Raw genomic sequence first — 22660 nt, 5'->3', positions numbered from 1 at the left:
TGGTGGGGGCGGGCGCGGTCGGCGTCGCTGTCGAAGGGGCCGGTGCTCCTCGTGGTCGTCGATCTAGTGCTCAGGAACGCGTGCCGTTGGAGGTGCTCAGCGGGTCGGCTGCCGGAACTGGTCCGGTGGGGTGGTGGCGATGGCCGAGTGGCCGGCGGCCGGGGCTGGCGGCGAGAGGACGACGCGGGTGCGGGCGGCCAGGGCCCGCGCGGACGGGCCGGATGCTGCCTTGGGGGCGAGGGGGCGGACGTCGAGGTACAGCAGGTGCTCGGAGGTGAGGTCACGGCCGAGGCGGGCCACCGGCGCCGGGTCGGCCATCGCGGCCGTGACGGCTTCCAGGAGCGGGGCCGGGATGTTCTCCGACATCTCGATGGTCCAGCCCTCGACTTCGCCCGGACCGAGCTTGCCGCCGCTGATCTGCCAGGCGCGGCTCTCCCCGACGAACATCTGCCCGGCGGGGGCGGTGCAGCGGTAGACGCTGGCCATCTCGGCGGTCGGGGTGACCGGTGTGGTGCGGGTGCGGGCTGCTGCGGATCGCGGCGAGCGGTCGGTGTCGAGGCGGCCGACGGCGTGGTCGGCGGCCTCCCGGCCGGAGGCGACGATCTCGGCCGTCAGCCGGAGCGCTTCACCGGCGTCTCCGCCGACGCGGTGGTGGATGGCCCAGCCGCCGGCCGCGCGCAGGGCCCGGGCGCTGCGTTCCAGCACGCCGCCCTCGCCGGTGATGACGCCGGCCACCCTGCGTGCCTCGGCCGGGTCGGTGGTGTGCAGCAGGTGGGTGGTGACCTCGTCGATGCGCTCGGCCAGCTGTTCCGCGGCGTTGCTCGGTAGGCGGTCTCCGGTGACGGCGATGAAGGGTGGTGCTGCTGGGCGGCTGCCGAGGGGTGGGGTCGAGGGTGACGTCGTACCCGGCGGTGGCGAGGAGGAGGGCCGCGTCGGTGGCGATCTCGTTTCTCCTCGTAGTGCTGGTGGCCGGTGGGCAGGGTGTAGTGGTTCGGGCTGCCGGGGGTGGGTGCGAAGCCGGTCGTGCCGACGAGGAAGGCGGTGTGCTCGTCCCCGCCGCTCGCCACGATCGCGCCCTCGTCGGTGCGTCGGATGGTGACCGCGTTCGGGTCGGGCCGGCCGGGGCCGGCGGGTCCGGGCTCGGCTGGCAAGCCTTCGCGGGCGGACTGCTGCCCCGTCCCGGGTGGGAGGTGGCGGCGGGGGCACGGTTCGAGGTGGACCTGGGTGCGGTTGGCGGCGGGGATTTGGAGGCGCTGGCGGAGCGCCGGCAGGGGGTTGACGACCTCGTCGAGCGCGGCGCTGATGAGGGCGTTGGGGGTGTGGCCGGTGAAGGCGGCGTGCCAGCGATCGCTGGGGTATCCGCGGGGGCCGCCCCAGACGGTGACGGTCGGCCCGATCCCGCGGATGTCGCCGATGTTGTGGTTGACGGCGATGCCGGCGGTGTCGTCGGGGCGGGTGTAGCTGTAGACGCCGGGGACGGGGGCGGTCTCCCGCTGCCACGGGTCGGCGGCGGCTTCCAGGTCAGCCGCGATGGTGTTGTCCAGCGACCGGCGCCCCCACAGCAGTTCGTCGCGCACCGCTTCGGAGGTCGCGGTCAGGGCGTGGGAGAGTCGCTCGGCCACCGCGGTCACGACCTCGACCGGTGTGCGGGTGCAGAAGGTGGCGTTCCAGGTCCGCTCGCCGACGGGCGAGGCGTACGCGGCGATGTTCCAGCGGGGCCCGGTGGTGGTGTCGTGGTCGAGTTCGATCGCGGCGAGGAGGGACTCGTGCAGGGCGACGGTGGTGTCCTGCCCCGGGCTGTAGCGGCCCCAGGTGGGGGATGTTTCGAGGAAGTGGGCAAGGGCTGCCTCGGCGTCGCCTGGTCCGGCCAAGTGGCCTGGTGCGACCACCACTTCGAGGTCGGGGGCGGGGGTGCTCAGGGAGTCTCCTTCGGGCTCGGGCGGGGCCGGGCCGCCCCGGTGGGGGCGGCCCGGCTGTCGGTGATCAGGCTTCGGCCTGTTCCTCGTCCGCGGCCTCGGGGTCGGTCGTGCCCTCGGCGATCTGCCGCTCGGTCTCCGCGAGACGCTGCTCGGCGATGCCGGCGTAGTGCGGGGTGACCTCGACGCCGACGAAGTTCCGGCCCTCCAGCAGGGCGGCGACTCCGGTGCTGCCGCTGCCCGCGCAGATGTCGAGCACCGTGCCGCCCGGGCGGCAGATCTTGACCAGTTCCCGCATCACCGAGACGGGCTTTTGGGTGATGTGGACGCGGCCCGCCCGCGGCTGGGATGCGGTGTACAGGCCGGGCAGGTAAACCGGGTGGGCGTCGCCGTCGATCGGGCCCTTGCTCCCCCACAGCACGAATTCACAATGCTGAGTGAAACGGCCCTTTTGCGGCCTGGCGGCGGGCTTGTACCAGGCGAGTGCGCCGCGCCAGATCCAGCCGCCGGCCTGCAGCGCGTCGCTCGTGGCAGCCAACTGACGCCAATCGGTGAAAACGAGGGCGACGCCGCCGGTCTTGGTCGCACGGTAGGACTCGGCCAGGAGCTGGGACAACCAATACGTGTAACTCCGCTGGTCCTTGTTCTCGCCGGGGAAATCGGCGAGGGAGTGGGCGGCGTCGTTCGAGGTGTACTTCGCCCGGGCCGTTCGGCCGGTCCGCTCCTGGGCGGTGCGTCCGCCCGAGTTGTAGGGCGGATCGGTGATGACGGCGTCGATGGAGTTCGAGGGGATCGCGGCGAGCCGGGTGAGGGCGTCGCCCTGGTGGATTTCGTAGGGCAAGGGGCGGACTGACCTCCTGGTCGGGGATGGGGGGCAGCAGCGGCAACCGGCGTTGCGACCTGGCCTTTCGGCTGGTGAACGGAGGCCAGCGAGGCGGCTCCGGAACGCTCGGCCTGCGGCTGCGTCAGGAACCTAGCCCAGAGAGGGCTCGCAACCTAAAACGCACCCCCGACCACCCCTGCGAAGATCGTTTTAGGTTGCGAGTCGCACTGCGCCTATCGTCTGCCACGCCCCCGGAGAGCGACCGGCCCGGATATCCCGTTTTAGGTTCCGAGCCAGTCTGGTTCTACGGTGGGGCACCCCGGAGGAACACCGGCTTATGCCTGACCGACGACCAGCAGCCCGTTTTTGGTCGCGAGTCGAGAAGGCATTAGCGTCCTCCGGGCCTGCCGACGGGTTATCCCGGACCGCAGGGCCCACGCCGTTTTAGGTTGCGAGCCCTCGATTCGATACCTTCGGCCACCGCAAGCGAATTCCACCCCACCCATTCCAGGGGACACCCATGCCTTTTTCGAGATTACGAGCGCGGCTTGCTGCCGCTCTCGCCGGCCCGCTCGCCCGCACCCGGGTGGAGCGGGCCCCACCCCGCACCCGGCCACACGATCCGACAGGAGCCCCCGCCTTGCTCGCCCTCACCGCACGGATGCGGATGCCCAATCCCCGCCCGCCGGACCCTCACTCCGTCCCGGCCGGAGGTGACGATCGGGGGGCGCGATGAGCTGGCAGAAGTGGGTCGGCGGCGGTCTCGCCAGCCTCCTCCTGGCGCCGTTCGCCATCGCCTTCCCCGCCCTGGCGGTCAGCGCCAACGACTCCACCAAGTCCGACACCTGCACACCCAGCCCCGGTCCACAGCCTGTGGACAGCGCGGCGGTCGCCGCCCAGGTCAAGAAGATCCTGGACGGCGCGACCGGGCAGGTCGGCCCGGTCGCCGGGCTGGACAACCCGGCCGTGCAGATCCCCTTCGCGAAGACGATCACGGCGACGGGCATCTCGATGAACGTGTCCGCCCGCGGGCAGGTCATCGCCCTGGCGACCGCGCTGCAGGAGTCGAACCTGCGCAACTTGTCATACGGGGACAGGGATTCGCTCGGCCTCTTCCAGCAGCGCCCGTCGCAGGGCTGGGGCACGGCCGAGCAGATCCAGGACCCGGTGTACGCCTCGACCAAGTTCTACAAGGCGCTGCTGGAGGTTCCCGGCTGGGAGCAGCTGCCGCTCACCGTGGCGGCGCAGAAGGTGCAGCGGTCCGGATTCCCGGATGCCTACGCCAAGTGGGAGCCGCTGGCGACCGCTCTCCAGCAGGCCATCTCCCAGGTGTTGTCGAGGAGTTCGACTCCCGCGCCCACTCCTTCGCCGGGCGCGACCCCGTCGCCCACTCCCTCCGCACCGGCCACACCGAGCGGTTGCGGCACCGGAGGCGACGACGGAACCAACTGGGGCGTCATCCCGCCCGGTGTCCTGCCGGCCGGGTACCAGATCCCGACCGATGTCCCGCCTGCCGTGCAGAACGCCATCAAGTTCGCCCTCGGTCAGCTGGGCACGCCCTACCAGTGGGGCGGCACCTGCACCGACGCGCACGGCCAGGACCCCATGGGCCGGTGCGACTGCTCGTCCCTAACGCAGCAGGCGTACAAGGCCGGTGGCATCTCCATCGAACGCCGGACCTACGAGCAGGTCCACAACGGCACCGGCGTGAGCGTCGACGCCATCCGCCCGGGCGACCTGCTGTACACCCGGCCCGGCCCGGACGGGCCGGAGCACGTGGGTATGGCGATTGGCCAGGGCCTCGTGGTGCACGCCCCCAAGACGGGCGACGTGGTCAAGATCGCCACGCTCGCGTCGTGGAAGGCGGACATCATCGCCGCCCGCCGCATCGCCCCGTGACGGCAACTTCCGTCCCTCTCAGCGCACTTCGCGCACTTCTCCCCTTCCCGCGCGGCTCGGCCGCGCATCTTCCTGCCCCTCTAGCCGTGGAGTGTGATTGCTCACCTACCTCGCCGACGCCGCAACGAAGGCCCAGCAGCTGGCCTACGATCCCGGCATCTCGCCGTCCGAGGGCGGCCTGCCCGGCCTGTCCGTCCTGAAGTCCACCGTCGGCTCGATCAACCTCTTCGCGATCATCGCGGTCGTCGGTGCGCTCTGCGTCAGTGGCATCGTCTGGGCCTGGGGCCACCACACCGGATCGCACGGCAGCGAGCAGAAGGGGAAGCAAGGCGCCCTCGTCGCGGCCGGCTGTGCCCTCCTGCTGGGCGCCGCGAACGGGATCGTCAGCTTCTTCTCGACGGTTGGGACCAGCGTCCACTGATGCCGAAGTCCTCGCCGTTCACCGGCCAGTCCACCCTGCTGCGCCGGCTGCTGATCGGCCTGGGCGTGCTCGTGGTCGTCGCCCTGCTGGCCGGGCTCACCGCCCGGCTGGCGGGCGGCGGCCACCGCACCCCGAGCGCCGCCAACTCCCCCTCCAGCCCTTCTACTTCCGCGACTTCGACAGCTTCGCCGCACGGACCGAGTCCCGCCCCCTCGGTCGGGGCGACACCGGGTGTGTCGGTCGTGGCCGCTCCACCGCACACCAGCGACCCGATCGCGTACGCGAAGGCGTTCGCCAGCGCGCTGTGGAGCTACGACACCCGCACCGCGACCCAGCCCCAGCAGCTGGCCGGACTCCGCGGTTGGCTGACCGACGAGACCCAGTACGCCGACCCGGACGCCCTCGCCGCCCAGCTGCCGGACCCGACCCTGTGGAGCCGGATGCGCGACAACGGCCAGCACGCCGTCGGCGAGGCCGCCGAGGCCCACCTGCCCGCCGCGTGGCAGCAGGCCATCGGCAAGGACCCGACGCAGCTGACCGTCGCCTACATCTACGCCGTCACCGTCACCGGCAAGCAGACCGTCAGCTGGCTCGACGGCGGCCGGGGCGCCGAGGACCGCGCCATCACCCTGGCCGTCCAGTGCCGGCCGGGCCGCGACTGCGCGCTGGCCTCCATCGCCACCACCGTCTACCCCTGACCTACACCACCGGTCCCCAACGTAGGAGTTGATCGCCCATCGGTTTCTGTGATCTACCCGGATCCGGCCTGCTCTGCGATGTCATCGTCGGTGGCGTCAGCGATTCTGTCACCGACTCCATCGGCAACTGGGTCGCGAAGTCCGCCGGCGACCTCGCCAAGAGCGCGGTCGACCTCGCCTCCCGTGCCGTCGACAAGACGACCTCGGTCGACCTGGGTGCGGAGTGGTTCCGCACCAACTACGCGACGATCCTGCCGATCGCGCTGGTGATGTTGGTGATGACCTTCATCTTCCAGCTGATCCGCGCCGCGTGGAGGCGGGATGGCCAGGCGCTCGGCCAGGCCGTCACCGGAACCGTCTCGGCGACCCTGTTCGCGATGACGGCGATCACCTTCACCGGCGTCTCGCTGGTCATCGTCGACGCCCTCAGCCGGGGGCTGTTCCAGATCGCCAACTCGAGCATGGACGACGCGGTCAGGCGGCTGGTGAAGGTGTCGATGATCACCGTCACGACGCCGCTCGGCTGGGCGATCCCGGCGCTGGTGGCGCTCGGCTGCGCGGCCGGGGCGATCCTCTACTGGGGCGCGATGGTCCTGCGCAAGGTCACGATCCTCGTGCTCGTCGTGCTTGCACCCTTCGCGGCGGCCGGCGGCGCCTGGGAGCCCACCCGCGACTGGCGCCGGAAGTGGATCGAGGCCACCGCCACGGTCGTGTTCAGTAAGTTGATCATGACGATCATCATGCTCGTCGGCGTCTCCGCGCTCGGCCAGACCGACACCAAGGACGGCATCCAGGCCCTGTCGGACATCATCGCCGGCCTCGTCGTCATGGCCCTGGTCTTGCTCAGCCCCATGGCGATCTACAAGTTCGTCCACTGGGCAGGCGACGGCGGACAGGCCCACGACCTGCACCGCAGCACCGCCACCGGCCTGCAGGTCGGCGCCGCCACCGCCCAGAAGGGCGCCCGGATGGCCGCGACCGCGGGTGCCGGCGGAGCGGGCGGAGCAGCGATGGGCGGAGCCGCCCCGCAGGGCCCGGCGCAGGTGCCCGGCCAGGACGCCCCAGCCGGTGGCGGCTCCGGCAACTCGGGCTCCGGCGAAGGCTCGTCGTCTCCGTCGCAGAGCACCTTCCGCTTCCCCGGCACCTCCTCCGGAGGCGGCGGCGACGCGGTCGGAAAGGCGCTGATCACCCGCCGCGCCCAGTCGGGTGGCGACCAGGGTCAGCCGCTGATCTCCCGGGCCCCCACCTCCGGCCAGTCCGCCGGGGGCGGCGCCAGCGAGGGGTCAACCGCCAAGCCCGCGAGTGCAGTTGCCGCTGCGGCCTCGGGCGGGTCCGCCACGCCGCAGGTCGTGATGAGTGCCGCTCGCGCCACCCGCAGCGGCGCCCAGGCTCCTGCCGCCCCGCCTGCGTCCGCCGCCGGCCCGGCTGCAGCGCCGAGCAGCCCCGTCGGCTCCTCCACGCCGCCGACCTCCTGACCAGCACCGGCCGGGGCCACCACCCGCCCCGGCCGGTACTCCCCGCTCTGACCGAAGGAGTCGCCCCTGTCGGCCGACCTTCCCACACCGACCGTCCGCTTCCCCAGCCGATCCCGACGGGGAGTCCTACTCGGCCTGACCGCCGCCCAGCTCACCGTCGTCGGCACCGCCGGCGCGATGCTCCTGGCCACCATGGTCGCCACCGGACTTGCCGGCGCCGCCCTCACCACCCCGCTCTGGGCCCTGGCCGCCGCCCTCGTCCTGATCCGCTTCCACAGCCGCTCCGTGGCAGATTGGGCCCCGATCCTCATCCGGTACTACCTGCGCCGCGCCAAGGGCCAGCTCGTCTGGCTCGCCCGGCCCGCCACCCGGCCCCGCCGCGACGGCCTGCTCCACCTGCCCGGCACCGACGCCAGCCTGCGCGCCGTCACCGCCCCCGGCGGCACGCTCGGCGCGATCCACAACCCGCAGAAGAACAGCCTCACCGCCGTCATCCGCGTCTCCAGCCGCGCGTTCGCGCTGCTGGACCCTTCCACCCAGGCCGGCAACGTCAACGCCTGGGGCCGGTGCCTGGCCTCGCTCGCCCGCACCGGCTACATCACCACCGTCCAGGTGATCGAGCGCACCGTCCCCGACAGCGGCGACGCCCTCGCCCGGTACTGGGCGGAGAACGGCCGCCCCGACGCCAAGGTCGCCGGCCCCGTCTACGAGGACCTCCTCGCCGCCGCGGGTCCGACCGCAGCACCGCACGAGGCGTACATCGCCATCAGCCTGGACCTCAAGGGCGCCCGCCGCCTGATCGGCGAGGCCGGCGGCGGCCTGACCGGTGCGTTCAGTGTCCTGTCCCAGCTCGTCCCGGGCTTCGAGCAGTCTCTGCGCAACGCGGGCCTCAACCCCCGCGGCTGGCTCAGCACCGGCGAGATCGCCGCCGTGATCCGCTCGGCCTACGACCCGAAGTCGCTCGCCAACCTGGAGCAGTGGTCGGAGACCGGCGAGGCCGTCGCCGATCCGGCCGCCGCCGGTCCCGTCGTGGTCGTCGAGGAACCCGGCCGCCTCACCACCGACACGGCCTGCCACGCGGTGTACTGGATCGAGCAGTGGCCGAGGTCCGAGGTCACCCACGGGTTCCTCCACCCGCTGGTCTTCGCCGGCGGCGCCCGCCGGACCCTCTCCCTCACCTACGGCCCGCAGGCGCTGGACGCCGCGCTCAAGGCGGTGCAGCGCACCAAGTCGAGCATCATCGCCGACGCCGCCGAGCGGGTCCGCAAGGGCCAGGTCGACTCCGAGGCCGACAGCATGGAGTACGCCGACGCCAAGCAGCACGAGCGCGAGCTGATCTCCGGCCACGCCGACGTCGACCTGACCGGCCTGGTAGTCGTCAGCGCCGACAACCCGGAGGAGCTGCGCCGCGCCTGTGCCTCGATCGAGACCGCCGCCGCCGGCACCGGGCTGGACCCGCGGCTCCTGCGCTGGCAGCAGGCCGAGGCATTCGCGCAGGCGGCCCTGCCGCTCGCCCGAACCTGACGGGAGGCAGCCGTGCACCACCCGCCCACCGGCGACCACCGCCTCCTGCGCTTCGCGACCGCGGGCGTCGACGTCCACCACCACACCGCCATCCCGGAGCAAGAACCCGTCTCCCGAGGCGAGTTGGACGCGCTCCACGCCCACTGCGTCGCCCTGTTCGCGCTGCTCGACACCCACACCGGCACCACCCGGCCGCTCGCCCCGGCCGAGGCCGGCCACCTCCACGCCGCCCGTATCCGGCTGTGGCAGACCTGCGATGCCCTCCACGACGCCTACCACCGCGCCCCGCGCGCCGACGGGCGCCGCCCCACCCGCGAGGCGTGCGCGCTGCGGCTGCCGGAGGGCGCCCCGGACATGGTGATCTGCCAGCGCCACAGCACCACCTCGGGCCGCGTCCGGGTGATCGCCACCCCCTCCGAGCTCCGCGGCACACCGACCACAACCCCTCGCGTCTGACAGGAGAAACGTTCCTGCGCTCCGCCAGTGCCACCCCCCTGTTCACCCCGACCCGCTCGGACCGCTCAGCACGCCGCCAGGCCAAGCGCGACCTCGCCGCCGCCCGACGCGCCGCCCGCCAGGCCGGCCGCCCCCAGCGCCCGAAGACCCGCCGCGAGGAGAACGCCGAACTCCTCCCCGCTTACCCCGCCGCCGGACGCCCCGGCCCCGCCTCCCTACGCGGCGGCCGACTGCGACTTCCCTCGCACCGCATGACCACCGCGACGGCCAGCGCGGCGTACCCCTTCCTCGCCGAGGGCGGCCTCGGGTCCGCTGGCGTCCTGATCGGCCGCGACGTCCACGCCGAGGCCAGCTTCGTGTTCGACCCCTTCGCCCTCTACGGGAAAGTTGAAAACTTTACAAACCCGAACACGCTGGTCGCAGGCGTGATCGGCCAGGGCAAGTCCGCACTGGCAAAGTCAATTGCCCTGCGCAGCACGGCATTTGGCTACCGCGTTTACGTTCCGTGCGACCCGAAGGGGGAGTGGACGTCCGTCGCGGAGGCGATCGGCGGGACCACCATCGCCCTCGGCCCCGGGCTCCCGGGACGGCTCAACCCCCTTGACGCTCCGGCCCCTCCGACGGGCGTCGACCTGGCGGACTGGGCGGGCGAGGTCCGCAAGCGCCGACTGCTGCTGCTCGGCTCGCTGGCCCGCACCGTGCTGCGGCGCGACCTGGCGCCGATGGAGTACACAGCGATGGACATCGCCCTGGACGCGGTGGTCGACCGCAGCGCGCGCACGGGCCAGGTCCCGCTGCTGGGCGACGTCGCGGCCGTCCTCGGGCAGGCCGCCGTCCTGGACGCCGCGCTCGGCGACCCGACCCGGCGGGTCGGCGCCGCCGCCCAGGACCTCGCCCACGCGCTTCGCCGGCTGGTCAACGGCGACCTCGCGGGGATGTTCGACGCGCCGTCGACCGCGGAGTTCGACCCGAAGAGCCCGATGCTGACGATCGACCTCTCCCGGCTCGGATCCTCCGGCGACGACACCGCGCTGACGCTCGCGATGACCTGCGCGTCCGCGTGGATGGAAGCGGCACTGAGCGACCCCAACGGCGGTCGCAGGTGGGTGATCTACGACGAGGCGTGGCGCGTCATGCGGCACGCGGCACTGCTGGAACGCATGCAGAGCCAGTGGAAGCTGAGCCGTGGACTGGGCATCGCGAACATGCTGATCATCCACCGCCTCAGCGACCTGCTGTCGGCCGGCGACGCCGGCTCCCGGACCCGGGCGCTCGCCGAGGGCCTGCTCACCGACTGCGCGACGCGCGTGATCTACCGGCAGGAGAGCGACCAGCTGGCCGCCACCGCCGGACTGCTCGGCCTCAGCGGCGTCGAGACTGCCGCCATTGCCGCCCTCGGCAAGGGCCGCGGCCTGTGGAAGGTGGCAGGGCGTTCGTTCGTTGTCCAACATCTTCTGCACCGTGCGGAGTTGGCCCTGTTCGACACCGACGCCCGGATGCACGCGGCCCCGGAAGCGGCATGATCACGCCCGACCGCCTGCGGGTGCTCCGCGTGGTGATCGACCCCGATGTGAACGAGCCCGGCAACGCCATCGTCGCACAGGCCAGCCTCGACGCGGGCGGAATCCTGCAACGCTCCGGGTTCCTTCCCAGGAGGGCCAGCACCTACGGCCACCCCTCCGGCCCCCGAGCAAGCCGACTACCGGCGCTCGGCTGGCCTCACCCGCGAGCAGCGGGGCCAGGCCACCGTCTCCCGGGGCTCGCCCACCGCTCCGCCCGTCGGCGCCGAGCCCAGCGGCACAATCCCAGCCGCTCCCGCCCGGTCCGGCCGCACCCACCACCGCTGACCGCCCAGGAGTCGTCATCCCTAACGTCACCATCGCCCACCTGCCCGACCGGCAGACCATCGTGGCCGACCCTCCCGACGGGCGCAGCGCGTACTGGCTGGAGCAGGCCGGGTTCGTCCGCGACGACGCCCTGCGGCTGCACCGCATCCGCCGGGACACGAGCGCCTCCACCGCCGAGCGGCAGATCCGCGACGCCCGGCGCCTGCTGGCCGCCGCCGACTACGGGATCACCCGGGTGTACAGCGCGGACGAGCAGCGCCTGCGCGCCAAGGCCCCGTCGCCACTGGGGACGTCGTCACCCCCAGGCCCGGCGCGGACGATCGGCGACCGCACCGTCTGGGTGCACCTGGTGAGCGAGGACGTCGCCGCCGGCCACCTGGTGATCCACGCGCACCACCAGGCGCCGGAGGGTTCGATCGAGCTGCTGGTCGACTATCCCGGCGCCGGTGAGGCGGCGGTGTTCTACACCGAGCCGGACAGCGGCCACTACGGCCCCAGCCGCCACCCCAGCCTCGCCGCCGCACGCGCGGAGTGGACCTCCTACGGGTACGCGGCCGAGGCTCCGGTGCCCGATGCCCCGCGGGCCGCCGCCGCCCGCCGGACTTCCCCCGTGGTGCTCGGCCGCCCGGGCGCACTCCCCGTGGGACCGCCTCGCCCGGTGATCAGTGCCGGACTCGCCGGGCCGGGCCTGGAGCCCCCCTTCTGACCTTCCCAGTTCGCCAACTCCGCTTCTATTCCTACCCCTTGGAGACGCATGTCGACCATGACGCTCACCCGCCAGGACGCCCGCCTGGAGGCCGCCCTCGGCCAGAGCATCACCGCCCTGATCGCCAACCAGGCGCGGGCCGACGCGAAGACCGCGCGGGTGCTCGACACGCACCGCGCGCTGGTGGCCGCCGAGACCGCGGTGTCCTTCCAGCGCGTGCGGCTGGTCAACGTCGCCACCGCCCAGCGGCGCGTGGACGACGCCGTCCTCGACGAGCTGGATGCGCAGTTCGAGAAGTTGGAGGAGGCGGCCGAGGAACGCGATGCGCTGGAGGCCGACCTGGTGCGGCTGCTCCAGGCTCGCGAGGAGGAGGTGAAGCGGAAGGCGGCCGAGGCCGCCCCGGCCACCGGCCCGGCGCCGGTTCCGGTGACGGCTTCTCCGACCTCGGCACGGCGCCGCTGATCGGGAGCCTGATGCCCACGACGACGGATCCCGGCACCACCGGCGGGCTGGTGGCGTTCGGCTGGGACTACGACCACGGCGAGTTCGTCGTGTTGAACGGCCAGGTGCCCCAGCCCGCCCGCGAAGCGATCTACCAGGCCGGATTCTCCAGGCGGGGTGATGCGCTGGACTGCTGGCACCAGCGCCGAAGCGTCGACCCGAACGAGCAGATCCGCAGGGCGGGGCGGCTCGTCGACCGACTGGTCGCAGCCCGGGTACCGGTCGTCAACTGGCACCGCCCCGAGCAGCGCAACGGCGATGTGGTCCAGCACTACCGGTGGCTACAGGACGAGGGCCCGTTCCCCGACGTCGGCCGCGTCGCGGAGACAGCCCAGGCAATCGTCTCCGCCGACCTGGCCGCCGACCGCCTGATCCCCACCGACCGGGAACTCGCCCACGAGGTGGTGTCCGGCGCCGTGGTCGTGGAGGCCATGCACGACTGGGACGACGGCGTCAGGTGGTGGCTGGCCCGCACTCCGGAAGGCGCCGACTCCCACGCCTACATGATCCTGCGGCACGACCCGCAACACCTCAACATCACGGACCACTACGCCAGTTGGTACGGGCCACAGGCTCGCCGCGACTTCCGGGCGACGCAGCTACGGGACACCACCCACCCGCCGGCCACCCGCGCCCAGGCCGCCCGTCCATCACGGCGGGCGCGGATGGCAGTCGCCCCCGCCATTGCGCCGCTGCCTCCCGGACCAGCCCCCCGTCGCTCCGCCTCCCGCTGACCGAGCCCTTCCTGGAGAACACCCGCTTGCCCCACCAGCAGACCGTCGGCGTCACCTTCCGCCGCCTGGCCTCCGCCGGCATCACCGTGACCACCGCCAGCCGCGCCCCGGCCGTGCTGGACGCCCTGACCGCCTCCGGGTTCCGCCTCGGTCTGGAGGACGCTCCGGAGCGCTACTCCCTGGCCGAGCACGACCCGATCTTCCAGTCCAGGGCGGCAGCCCAACTCGCAGCAGCCCTGAGGGACATGGGCGTTCCGATCACCTCCCGGCCAACGCCGTTGCCCGGCCTCGAAGGCGCCGCCGTCGCCGTCTCCCCATCGTCGGCGGCGCGCGTCGCCGCCGCCCGCACCGCGACCACGGCGCCCGGCTCCGCCGGAGCCGACCAGCCCCGGCCCGCTGTGCCCGTTCCCCCGCCGTCCGCACCGGCCGCCCGCCGCTGACCGCGTCCACCATCTGCCCCGAGGAGCAGCGCATCACCCCCGAGCACGTCTCCATCACCCGCGACCCGCAGTACGGCGTCGTCGCCGACGTCGGCCCCGACGCCTCACCGACCGCCCATACGCTGCTCGCCCGCGCGGGATTCCGCCAGCTCGCCGACGGACGGCACGCCCTCGACCGCAGCGAGCAGAACATCTTCCTGCACGCCCGGCAGACCGTCGCCGCCCTGCGCCGCGGCGGGGTCAAGGTCAGTGCGGACGCCGCCTTCGACTACAACGACGCGACGAATCCCGCCCTCGACAGCCCGGCCGTACGCGCCGCCGGTCCCGACGCCGTCGTCCAGGCCAGCGCCCCGGCTCCGCCCCGCAGCTTCGACGTCCACGTCGGACGCCACCCGAAGCTGGGCATCGTCGCCACCAACCCGCACAGCAACCAGACCGCCGCCTACGCGCTCGCCGAGGCCGGCTTCACCGGCACCGGCGGGCACCCGGGCCTCTACGTCATGGACGAGCCCGAGTTCGAGGGCGACAAGCGGGCCTCCACCGCCGTCGCCGCGCTGCGCGGCCAGGGGCTGCGGGTCGCCTCCGACCTGGCTTTCGAACCGCTCACTGGCCCGTACGAGTCCACCGACCCGTTCGCCACCCGGCTGATCGCAGAGATGAACCGGACCCCACCCCCGTCCGCCGCGCCGCTCGCCCAGGTCGCGCAGAACGACGACCCGTTCGAAACCCGCGTGTTCAAGGCGCCCGTCCTCGGGCCCGTCACCCCGACGGCACCGGACCCGTTCAACACGGTCGTCCACCCGCCGACCGGGCCGAGCCGGGACGACCAGCGCGCGGACGCCCTGCTGCACGACCGGGCCGCGCTGAGTGCCGAGATCGCCTCCCGGCTGCGGGCGATCGAGGACCAGGTCCGCACGGACCCGGGCAGCGTCGACCTGGCGCGGGTCGAGGCCGTGGTCGGCGAGGCCACCACCGTGCTCGCCGGCGCGGGCAGGGACCTCGCCGCCGTCGCGGCACGCCCCGCCGCCGTACCGGCCGCCCGCACAAGCGGCCCCGCCAGCCCCCGTGCCCGCGCCGCACTCGCCACCAGCGGCCGGCTCCGCTCCTCTGCCGCTCTGCACGCCACTGCTGCCGCGACCACCGCCGCGACCGTCCCGGCCGTCGACCCGCGGATCGCGTGGGCCGCCGGACACTCGAACTCCCGGTGAGCCGATGTCCTACACCGATGCCCTGAACCGCGCCCAGCTTGGCGATCACGACGCGAGCCTCGTCGGCTCGTGGGCGGTGCGCCGTCTGGGCCAGCTACTGCCGGAGCCCACCGAGGAGGTCGAGGTGGCCGACCTCCTGGGCCACCTCAGTCCTGTGATCCGCGAGCTCGAGGAAGTCCTGCAACTGGCAGCAGATTGGCTCGACCAGCCCGCTGCGCTCGGGCCCGCCGTACGCGCCGCCCGTCTCCTCGGGAGTCAGGTCGACCGCACCGCTCAGGCGCTGCACCACCGGAACGGGACCGAGCCGATCCCCCGCGCGGCCGTCGCCCGGCTGCAGTCCACGCGAACCCCGCGCCCCGGCCCGGCTAGAGCAGAGACGACTTCCCCAGTTCCCCCTTCCTCCCACCCGCGGCGAGCCCGCTGATCTGACCCAATCCCTGTCCCATCAAACCGAGTTCACAGGAGACCCAACATAGCTGTCCGAACCCGGTGGTCCGTCGAACACGACTGCGGCCACACCGTCGAGCATGACCTGTCCTCCCGCCCCGCCGACAAGCGCGCCTCCTACGCCCGCTGGCTCGCCACCCGCTCCTGCCGCGACTGCTGGCTCGCCGAGCGCAAGGAGGACACCGCCGAACGCGAGGCGTGGATCGCCGCCCGCCGCGCCGAGGAGCAGGAAGCCGCCACCGCGTGGGCCGCCCAGTTCGGCATGCCCCCGCTGGAGGGCCCCCAGCGGGCCATCGCCTGGGGCGAGCGCTGCCGGCACCAGCTGGTGACCACCGGCTACCAGGCCCTGGTGGTCGAGGGCGCGCTCACCGAGGAGGCGTGGCTGGCCGTCGAGGAGCAGCTGCGCACGCTGGACAAGGCCAGCTGGTGGATCGACCAGCGGGAGGCCGAGCCGGCCGACCTGCCCGAGCTGGCCGCCGCCGCCACCAGCGCGGACCGCGTCACGGAGAACCCGAACTGAGCGCCGGCCCCGCCGGCCCGTCCCGGATCGCGGCAGCCTCCTCCCTCGTCGTGCAGGTCCTGCGCGCCGAACAGGCCGCCTCCCGTCCGGGCAGCAGCACGCCCCCAGCCGCGGAGCCCGTGCTCGCCTCGGTCGGCCGGACGGTCGCACCGGCCCCGGGACGGTGACGTGCACCCCACCATCGCCCGGTACGCCTCCACCCGCGACCTGCTCGCCTCCGCCACGGCCGCCGCCGCCCAGCAGCAGAACCGCCTGCGTCTCATCGACGCCTGGCGTCCCGCCGCGGACCTCCCGGCCGACCAGATGGCGTTCGCCACGGAGCTGGCCGCGCACTTGCCGCCGCCGGCCGGGCCCGCCGAGGCACTGCGCACCAGGTTGGTGTGGCAGTGCACGCTGCGCACCGACCCTGACGCCGCAGGCCCCGCGGATCACCGCTTCCAGGAGACCGCCCGGCGCATCCTGGCCGCCACCGGCATCGCCTCCGAGGACGCCTCGGCGGCGTGCCGGTGGGCGCTGCTGCGCGTCGGCGACCACGAGGCCCGCCTCGTCGCGCCGCTCGCTCGACCGGACGGAACCATCGTGGACACCGGCCGCGACCGCTCCCTCGCCCTGGCCGTCTGCCAGCTCGCCGAGAGCCGCAGCACCGGCCTCACCCGTCCCCGCGCGGCAGCGGCCGGCATACCCGGCCGCCGGACAGGTCTTCTCCCCGCCCCCTCTCCCTTCGTCACCGCCGCGGCTCGATCCGGGCGGCGCCTGTAGAAAGCAGGACCGTTGACCGACGCCCGCACCACCGGGCCCCTCGATGTCGCCAACCAGGCCATCGCCCGTGCCGGCCGCGCGTTCTCCGAGATCGTCGAGATCGCTCCCTCGCTGACGGCCCACGAGGCCGCCGAGGTGCTGCTGGGCCTCACCCTGATGCCCGGCGCAGTTCATCAACTCGCGGGTGCCGTCACGGAGATCGGTCGCCAGGTCGCGCAGCAGTACGGCGACCGGCCTCCCCTGTGGGAGCCGCTGCTCACGGAGGCCACCGCCATCTCCGCCGCGGCCTTCCGCACGGCTGCCACCGCCGACGCCATCGCCGAGGCCGCGGACGAGACCACCCGCAGCCGGGCCGCCACCGCCCAGTCCCCGGCACTGCGGGCCGCCGGCACGACGGCGTCGGTCCACTTCGCCCCAGCCCTCGCCGTGCCGCCGCACTCCCGCATCGTCGAACCTCCCCACCGCTGACGCCCCGAGGACCCAAACGTTGACCACTTCACCCTCGGCCGCGCCCCAGGACGAGGTGCTCGTCCGCCCCCGCCACCTCGCCGGCCCCGGGCCCCTGCCGGTCCTGGCACCGCTGCTCCACCTCCACGAGTGGCCGTACCGATTCGACGAATCCCTGGCCCAGGTCATCGCCACCAGCCCGTGCCGGCGCATCGAGATCGCCATGGAAGCGCACCGGATCTTCCACCTCTACCGGGTCACCGTCCGCAAGCACCCGGCGGACCAAGTGCCCTACTGGCAGGCCACGTTCACCAAGGACACCCCCGGTGAGATCGTCGGTGCGTTCGTCCAGGCCGTCGCCGCCGACCGGTACACCATGCCGGAGGAGATCGTCGCCGAGCCGACCGCCTCGCCGACGACCGCCTGGCGCCCGCTGTTGAAGGCCGGCTGGCAGCTCCAGGACGACCCGCACTTCGTCCGTCTCGCGTCGCCGGACGGCACCACCAGCTTCAGGTACTCACCCACCTCGACCGACGACAAGTGCGGGGAGGGCGTGGGGGCCTGGATGGCACAAGCCTCATTCGGACCCGCCTGGAGCGACCAGTGGACCATCGTCCTCGGCCACGCAACGCCGGTGCGGTACGTGGCGATCCTAGCCTCCGCCGTCGCCGATCCCACGCCCGTGGCCCGCCGCCGCAGCACCCTGTCCGAGGCTGCGCTGCCGAAGTTGGCCACCCGGCCCGCCCAGCCCGCCGATCCCAACCGCCGGTTCACCGCCGTCGAGTACACGGGCGCCATGTTCAACCCCCGCCACCCCGGCCACGGCCACCCCCCACGGCGCTGACCAGGAAGTACTCCGCCTGTCCGACCCCACCCAGATTGTCTTCGCCCGCTTCCCCATCAGAGAGGGCTCCACCACCACCGGCAGCGCCTGGGCCCAGGCCACCGACCTGGCCAGCCGGACCCTCCTGGCCCGCGCGGGATTCTCCAACGAGGGTCTCAGCGCGATCTTCACCGCCGAGGACGCCGGGCACGGCGACGTCAACCAGCGCATCCGCCTCGCCGAGCAGCTCCTCACCGGGGCCGGATACGCCACCCGCGTGGTGCCCCCGCTGCCGATCCGCAGGATCGAGAACACCTTCGACGGGAGGGACTTGGCCTACCTGCAGTCCCGGCTGGTGCAGGCGACCGCCCAGGTCCACCGGGCCACCACAGCGGAGGCCATCACCGCGGTGGCGCTCGCGGTGATGGCCCCCGAGACCGGCCTGCTGGAGCGACTCACCGCGCTGCTGGACACCGCCTCCCAGCGGCTGGAGACCCTCACCGACCAGGACCTGCTGCCGGCTTCAGCCATGGCCTCAGCCCTTCAGGACGCGAGCGCCCAGCTCACCACCGCGGGCTACCGCGTCGCAGAAGCCCAACTGGTACGCCCGGACGAGACCGACGGTCAGGGGGCGGCTCCTGCCGCGCCCCGCGCCGCTGCCGCCCGCACCCGTACGGCCTCGCCCGCGCGTCCCGCTGCCCTGAACGGTGCCGCCCCCGCACCGGTCGCCTCCCGCGCACCCACGTCAGCCAAGGCTTCCGCCTCCCGCTGACCCCGCAGTCCCCGCCGGCTGACCACCCGCCGGCCACCGGGCCGATCACCCACGTCTCGGGCCTCTGTCCCGCCGTGATCGCCGCCCACTCCCCGCCCGCTCTGGGCCCCCTGCCGCCGCGCGCCCCTGCCCGGCAGGCCGAAACCCTGTCAAGGAACCCGCTCCTGCCCGCCTCCCCCAAATCCCCTTCCGCCAGCCCCGGTTCCGATGCCCTCCTCTACGCGCTCATCGGCGCGGGCATCGCCGTCGCCGTCTTCGGCACCTTCGCCTGGCTCGGCGGCAACGCCACCACCGCCGCGACCACCGACGGCACCCCGTGGGCCCCGTTCCAGCCGGTCGACGCCGCACTCCACCCCGACCGGGCCTTCCCGCACCTCAGCCCGCTCCTACTGCTGATCAGCACCCGCATCACCCCGGCGCTGCTGTCAATCGCGCTCACCGCCGCCGGCCTGCTGCTGTGGTCCAAGCACCGCCGCAAGCCGACCGGCCTCGCGGGCCGCAGCGAACTGGCACCGCTGCTGCCCGCCGAGATCACCGCCAAGGCCCGGGACCTGCGCCCCAGCCTCTCCAAGGCCAAGCCGCGCGAGATCGACCCCGACGACACCGGCATCCTGCTCGGCGACCTCGCCCCCACCGGACCCGAGGTCCGCTCCAACTGGGAAGACGTCGCGGTCGCCATCATGGCGCCGCGCTCCGGCAAGACGACCAGCATCGCCGTACCGGCGATCCTGCGCGCCCCCGGCCCCGTCCTGCTCACCTCGAACAAGGCGGCCCGCGACGCCTATACGGCGTGCTTGGAGGCCCGCTCCGAGGCCGGCCGGGTGTGGACGATGGATCCGCAGCAGATCGCCCACACCCCACAGGCGATGTGGTGGGACATCTTGGCCGACGCCAAGGACCTGCCGGGCGCGCGACGGCTCGCCGGCCACTTCGTCGCCGCGGCCGTCGACGAGTCGAGCCAGGGCGACTTCTGGTCCACCGCCGCCCAGAACACTTTGTGCGCATTGTTCTTGGCCGCGGGCTGCGACCACCGGCCGATCACGGACGTCCTCAAGTGGCTCGCCGTGCCGTCCGACCGCACCCCGGTCGACCTGCTGCGCGCGCACCAGATGACCGCCATCGCGGACCAGCTCCAGGGCACCGTCTCCGGCGCCGTCGAAACCCGCGACGGAATTTTCGAGACCGCCCGCCAATACGCGGCCTGCCTTCTCGACCCGCAGATCTCCAAGTGGGTCACGCCGAATCCGGACCTGCCCCAGTTCAAGCCGGAGGAGTTCGTCACCCGCAAGGACTCCCTGTTCCTGCTGTCCAAGGACGGCGGTGGCAGCGCCTCTGCTCTGATCGCGGCTGCGGCGGACTCGGTGATGCGCACGGCGGTCATCGAGGCCGAGCGCGCCGGAGGCCGTCTCGACCCACCGCTCCTCGCCATTCTGGACGAGGCCGCGAATGTGTGCAAAATCGGCGACCTGCCCGACCTGTATTCCCACCTTGGGTCTCGTGGCGTCATCCCGATCACCATTCTCCAGAGCTATCGCCAGGGCCAGAAAGTCTGGGGCGAGGCGGGCATGGACGCCATGTGGAGCGCGGCCACCATCAAACTCGTGGGCAGCGGAATCGACGACGCAGATTTCGCTGACAAACTGTCTCGCCTGGTCGGCGACCACGATGTGGAGACGGTTTCGCATTCCACGTCGGAATCCGGCCGGTCGACCTCGGTCAGCATGCGCCAGGAGCGCATTCTTCCGCCCGACCAGATCCGCGCCCTGAAAAAGGGGTCGGCGCTCCTTTTTGCGACCGGCCTGCGACCCGCGCTGCTGACCCTGCGCCCCTGGTACAAGGAGCCGGGCGCCGCCGAGGTCGGTGCGGCCAGCTCCCGGCAGACCGCTCTGATCACCGAGCGGGCGATGGCCAAGGCCGGTGGTGCCGAATGATTTACACCACCGAACCGGCCACTCGAATTCTGTCGCTCGGCGCTGGCGTACAATCCACAACGCTACTCCTTCTGTCGGCGCTGGGTGAGCTTCCGAAACTGGACTGCGCCGTTTTCTCGGATACCGGCTGGGAGCCGGCGAAGGTTTACCGGCACCTGGACAAGGTGGAGCGGAAGATCGCCCGGCCGGCCAACATACCGATCCTGCGGGTCTCGTCCGGAAACATCCGCAAGGACGCCCTCGACCCCGCTCGCAGGTTCGCGTCGATGCCGCTCTATATTCTCAATCAGGACGGCAGTCCGGGAATGACTCGGCGGCAATGTACTGGCGAGTATAAAATTAAGCCGATAAAGCGGCAGGTGCGGCAGATCCTAGGGTACCCGCATCCCGCCCGGGTGCCGAACGGCGTGTATGCCGAGCAGTGGATCGGTATCAGTACCGATGAATTCCACCGGGCCAAGGACTCCGACGTCCGGTACACTCGCCACACTTTCCCGCTGATCGAGCTCGGCTTGTCCCGCGCGGACTGCCTCAAGCTGCTTGCCGAGCACGGATGGGGTGCCACTCCGAAGTCGAGTTGCCTGGGTTGTCCATTTCACGGAAATGCCCAGTGGCGGGAAATTCGCGACACCTCTCCCGAGGAGTGGGCGGACGTCGTGGAGTTCGACGCAGCGATCCGGGCCGGCAATGCCCGCGCCAACGCCGATGGACGGCCGCTGCTCGGGCAGGCGTACCTGCACCGCTCGCGCCTGCCCCTCGACCAGGCGCCGGTCGACAAGCTCACCCGAGCTGAACTCCGGTCTCTGCAGACGCAGTTGGGCCTGGATGAGGACGAGCTGGAGGACGGGCCCGAGGGCGGCTGCTCCCCGTTCAGCTGCCGCGGCGAGGCGGTCGCGTGACCCGCTCTCACCAGGCCGGCGCCCGTCAGCACGTCCGCGCACCTGCACGGCACTCCCGCTGACCACCTCGACCACCCTTCTGTGCAACGGAGTTGACATCATTCGCAACGACCTGGCCTTCCTGCCGATCAGCCGCGCGGACGGTTGCTGGTACCTGGCAGTGGGCTCCGGCCGCCTCCGGATCCGCGACGAGGCCCTCGTCGAGGACCTGGACCGGCTGCGCGACCTGATGCTCCCCGCCCCTCTCCGCGAGGAGGTGGCGCCGCGGTGACACCGGTCAGCCGTGACATGAGCCCGCAGCTGGAGGCCGAGCAGGCGGTGCTCGGCGCGTGCCTGCTCGATCCGTCCCAGGTCGGGCTGCTGGCCGGGTGGCTGGAGCCCCGGCACTTCTACCGTCCGGCCCACGAGGGGTTCTTCGCGATCCTGCTCGCCCAGCACGCCGCCGGCCACCCGGCCCTCGCCCCGGATGCCGGGGACGACCAGAAGCAGGACTGGGCGCTGACCGCCATCGCCACCGCCACCTGCGAGGTCCCCGGCGTCACCGCCAGCTACGGCCACACCCTTGTCTCCACCTGCCCCCGGTCCGAGCACGCCGCCAGCTACGGCCGGATGGTGCTGGAGACCGCCGTCCGGAGGGCGCTCGAGGAACACGCCCACCGGCTGCTCGCCGCCGCCGAAAGCGAGTCGGTCGAGGCCACCGTCGAGCTGACCGGCGCCCTGCACGCCGTCATCCAACGGCTCGGCGACGCCTGGGGCACGATCGACCAGCGCTCCCGCCGCCCGCTGCCCACCCCGCCGTCGCCGGGGAACGCCTCCAAGACGATCGAGGCCGCCCTGCAGCACGAACGGGCGCTGCTCTCCAGCTTCCTCAGCACGCCCGGGCGGATCCCCGCAGTAGCTTCCTGGCTCACCGGCGAGGACTTCGTCGACCCCGGCCACCGCGCCGTCTACCTGGCCATGGCCGCGCTCGCGCACCGGCGCGAGCCGCTGGACGAACTGACGGTGCTGTGGGAAGTGCAGCGGCGCGGGGCGCTTGCCGCCGGCGTGATCTCCGTGGCCGGGGTCCGGGAAATCTGCTCGGACGGGATGCCCGGCGACCCGGATTACTGGGCGGAGCACGTCCTGCGCGCCGCCCTGCTGCGGGCCGCCGCCACCTCGGCCGGCATCGTCCGGGTGATGGCGCTGGACGCCTCCATCGCCGCCGGTCCGCTACTCGGCTCGGCGGTCCGGGCTCTGGCCCCCGCCGACCGCGTTCAGGACCGACTGCGCGCCGCGACCGCCACCCCCGCGGAGCGCGGAGGGCCGGTCGTTCTCGGCACCGCCCGGCGCAAGGGCGCTGCCCTGAGCCGCAGTCTCGCCCCGCCGGCCACCCCGCCCGCGCGTCCCGCCGACCGTGCGGGCGAGCCCGCCCCCC

The 22660-nt window shown here is 72.8% G+C and carries 25 protein-coding genes and 1 pseudogene; 21 read left to right on the top strand and 5 right to left on the bottom strand.

What is annotated here, in order from left to right:
• Positions 1 to 96: 96 nt before the first annotated feature.
• From BI06_RS46190 to BI06_RS49405, 4 genes and pseudogenes are all read right to left on the bottom strand, one after another.
• Positions 97 to 705 (bottom strand): DUF317 domain-containing protein, encoded by a 609-nt coding sequence (locus BI06_RS46190; RefSeq protein ID WP_149030354.1) that lies wholly within the window; start codon positions 703 to 705, stop codon positions 97 to 99.
• On the bottom strand, positions 612 to 1871 hold the full coding sequence (locus BI06_RS55090; RefSeq protein WP_149030353.1) for a DUF317 domain-containing protein: 1260 nt from the start codon (positions 1869 to 1871) through the stop codon (positions 612 to 614). Before BI06_RS55090 ends, BI06_RS46190 begins: the two co-directional genes overlap by 94 nt.
• Before the next feature lie 112 nt (positions 1872 to 1983).
• A complete protein-coding gene (locus BI06_RS12025) occupies positions 1984 to 2757 on the bottom strand; it encodes a DNA methyltransferase (RefSeq protein ID WP_051740825.1) in 774 nt (257 codons plus the stop codon).
• 1027 nt (positions 2758 to 3784) lie between these two features.
• Positions 3785 to 3888, bottom strand: a pseudogene (locus BI06_RS49405).
• 18 nt (positions 3889 to 3906) lie between these two features.
• On the opposite strand from BI06_RS49405, the gene BI06_RS49400 reads away from it, so the two are divergent.
• From BI06_RS49400 to BI06_RS11970, 11 genes are all read left to right on the top strand, one after another.
• Positions 3907 to 4638: a C40 family peptidase gene (locus BI06_RS49400; RefSeq protein ID WP_158515515.1), complete on the top strand. Its 732-nt coding sequence runs from the start codon at positions 3907 to 3909 to the stop codon at positions 4636 to 4638.
• Positions 4639 to 4735: 97 nt separating this feature from the next.
• On the top strand, positions 4736 to 5059 hold the full coding sequence (locus tag BI06_RS12015) for a DUF6112 family protein (RefSeq protein WP_033820884.1): 324 nt from the start codon (positions 4736 to 4738) through the stop codon (positions 5057 to 5059).
• The gene (locus BI06_RS12010; protein WP_033820883.1) at positions 5059 to 5757 is read left to right on the top strand and encodes a hypothetical protein; all 699 of its coding nucleotides are present in this window, start codon (positions 5059 to 5061) and stop codon (positions 5755 to 5757) included. Before BI06_RS12015 ends, BI06_RS12010 begins: the two co-directional genes overlap by 1 nt.
• A 38-nt stretch (positions 5758 to 5795) precedes the next feature.
• Positions 5796 to 7232 carry a conjugal transfer protein TrbL family protein gene (locus BI06_RS12005; RefSeq protein WP_033820882.1) on the top strand — a complete coding sequence of 479 codons (1437 nt, stop codon included), beginning with the start codon at positions 5796 to 5798 and terminating at the stop codon, positions 7230 to 7232.
• Between the two features lie 66 nt (positions 7233 to 7298).
• Positions 7299 to 8756: an SCO6880 family protein gene (locus BI06_RS12000; protein WP_033820881.1), complete on the top strand. Its 1458-nt coding sequence runs from the start codon at positions 7299 to 7301 to the stop codon at positions 8754 to 8756.
• 12 nt (positions 8757 to 8768) lie between these two features.
• On the top strand, positions 8769 to 9212 hold the full coding sequence (locus tag BI06_RS11995) for a DUF6238 family protein (protein WP_033820880.1): 444 nt from the start codon (positions 8769 to 8771) through the stop codon (positions 9210 to 9212).
• A gap of 251 nt (positions 9213 to 9463) precedes the next feature.
• Positions 9464 to 10735 carry an ATP-binding protein gene (locus BI06_RS11990; RefSeq protein ID WP_233289047.1) on the top strand — a complete coding sequence of 424 codons (1272 nt, stop codon included), beginning with the start codon at positions 9464 to 9466 and terminating at the stop codon, positions 10733 to 10735.
• Positions 10736 to 11120: 385 nt separating this feature from the next.
• On the top strand, positions 11121 to 11765 hold the full coding sequence (locus tag BI06_RS11985; protein WP_033820879.1) for a hypothetical protein: 645 nt from the start codon (positions 11121 to 11123) through the stop codon (positions 11763 to 11765).
• 48 nt (positions 11766 to 11813) lie between these two features.
• Positions 11814 to 12227 carry a hypothetical protein gene (locus tag BI06_RS11980; protein WP_033820878.1) on the top strand — a complete coding sequence of 138 codons (414 nt, stop codon included), beginning with the start codon at positions 11814 to 11816 and terminating at the stop codon, positions 12225 to 12227.
• 11 nt (positions 12228 to 12238) lie between these two features.
• Entirely contained in the window at positions 12239 to 13000 is a 762-nt protein-coding gene (locus tag BI06_RS11975; protein ID WP_043467783.1) for a hypothetical protein, read from the top strand.
• A 26-nt stretch (positions 13001 to 13026) separates the two neighbouring features.
• The gene (locus BI06_RS11970; protein WP_033820876.1) at positions 13027 to 13440 is read left to right on the top strand and encodes a hypothetical protein; all 414 of its coding nucleotides are present in this window, start codon (positions 13027 to 13029) and stop codon (positions 13438 to 13440) included.
• 104 nt (positions 13441 to 13544) lie between these two features.
• On the opposite strand, the gene BI06_RS11965 is transcribed toward BI06_RS11970, so the two are convergent.
• A complete protein-coding gene (locus BI06_RS11965; protein ID WP_055731247.1) occupies positions 13545 to 13925 on the bottom strand; it encodes a hypothetical protein in 381 nt (126 codons plus the stop codon).
• Positions 13926 to 13940: 15 nt separating this feature from the next.
• Between BI06_RS11965 and BI06_RS11960 the strand changes: the two genes are divergently transcribed.
• The 10 genes from BI06_RS11960 to BI06_RS11915 form a co-directional block, all read left to right on the top strand.
• A complete protein-coding gene (locus tag BI06_RS11960) occupies positions 13941 to 14648 on the top strand; it encodes a hypothetical protein (protein ID WP_033820874.1) in 708 nt (235 codons plus the stop codon).
• Positions 14649 to 14652: 4 nt separating this feature from the next.
• Complete coding sequence (locus BI06_RS52880) at positions 14653 to 15072, top strand: hypothetical protein (protein ID WP_158515514.1); 420 nt, start codon at positions 14653 to 14655, stop codon at positions 15070 to 15072.
• Between the two features lie 285 nt (positions 15073 to 15357).
• On the top strand, positions 15358 to 15615 hold the full coding sequence (locus tag BI06_RS53390) for a hypothetical protein (protein ID WP_233289046.1): 258 nt from the start codon (positions 15358 to 15360) through the stop codon (positions 15613 to 15615).
• A gap of 168 nt (positions 15616 to 15783) precedes the next feature.
• Positions 15784 to 16374 carry a hypothetical protein gene (locus tag BI06_RS11945; protein WP_033820871.1) on the top strand — a complete coding sequence of 197 codons (591 nt, stop codon included), beginning with the start codon at positions 15784 to 15786 and terminating at the stop codon, positions 16372 to 16374.
• Positions 16375 to 16386: 12 nt separating this feature from the next.
• Entirely contained in the window at positions 16387 to 16842 is a 456-nt protein-coding gene (locus tag BI06_RS11940; protein WP_033820870.1) for a hypothetical protein, read from the top strand.
• A 19-nt stretch (positions 16843 to 16861) separates the two neighbouring features.
• On the top strand, positions 16862 to 17665 hold the full coding sequence (locus BI06_RS11935) for a DUF317 domain-containing protein (RefSeq protein ID WP_033820869.1): 804 nt from the start codon (positions 16862 to 16864) through the stop codon (positions 17663 to 17665).
• A 256-nt stretch (positions 17666 to 17921) separates the two neighbouring features.
• Positions 17922 to 18416: a hypothetical protein gene (locus tag BI06_RS11930; protein ID WP_033820868.1), complete on the top strand. Its 495-nt coding sequence runs from the start codon at positions 17922 to 17924 to the stop codon at positions 18414 to 18416.
• A gap of 164 nt (positions 18417 to 18580) precedes the next feature.
• Positions 18581 to 20347 carry a type IV secretory system conjugative DNA transfer family protein gene (locus BI06_RS11925; RefSeq protein ID WP_033820916.1) on the top strand — a complete coding sequence of 589 codons (1767 nt, stop codon included), beginning with the start codon at positions 18581 to 18583 and terminating at the stop codon, positions 20345 to 20347.
• The gene (locus tag BI06_RS11920) at positions 20344 to 21246 is read left to right on the top strand and encodes a hypothetical protein (protein ID WP_233289045.1); all 903 of its coding nucleotides are present in this window, start codon (positions 20344 to 20346) and stop codon (positions 21244 to 21246) included. The genes BI06_RS11925 and BI06_RS11920 overlap by 4 nt, the downstream gene beginning before the upstream one ends.
• Before the next feature lie 267 nt (positions 21247 to 21513).
• Positions 21514 to 22660 (top strand): DnaB-like helicase N-terminal domain-containing protein (locus BI06_RS11915; RefSeq protein ID WP_149030351.1); only part of this gene is annotated, 1147 nt, incomplete at its 3' end.

Source organism: Kitasatospora sp. MBT66 (genome assembly GCF_000710405.2).
Classification (GTDB): Bacteria; Actinomycetota; Actinomycetes; order Streptomycetales; family Streptomycetaceae; genus Kitasatospora; species Kitasatospora purpeofusca.
Note: the sequence above shows the minus strand (reverse complement) of the source record. Positions and strands in the feature narration are given on the sequence as shown.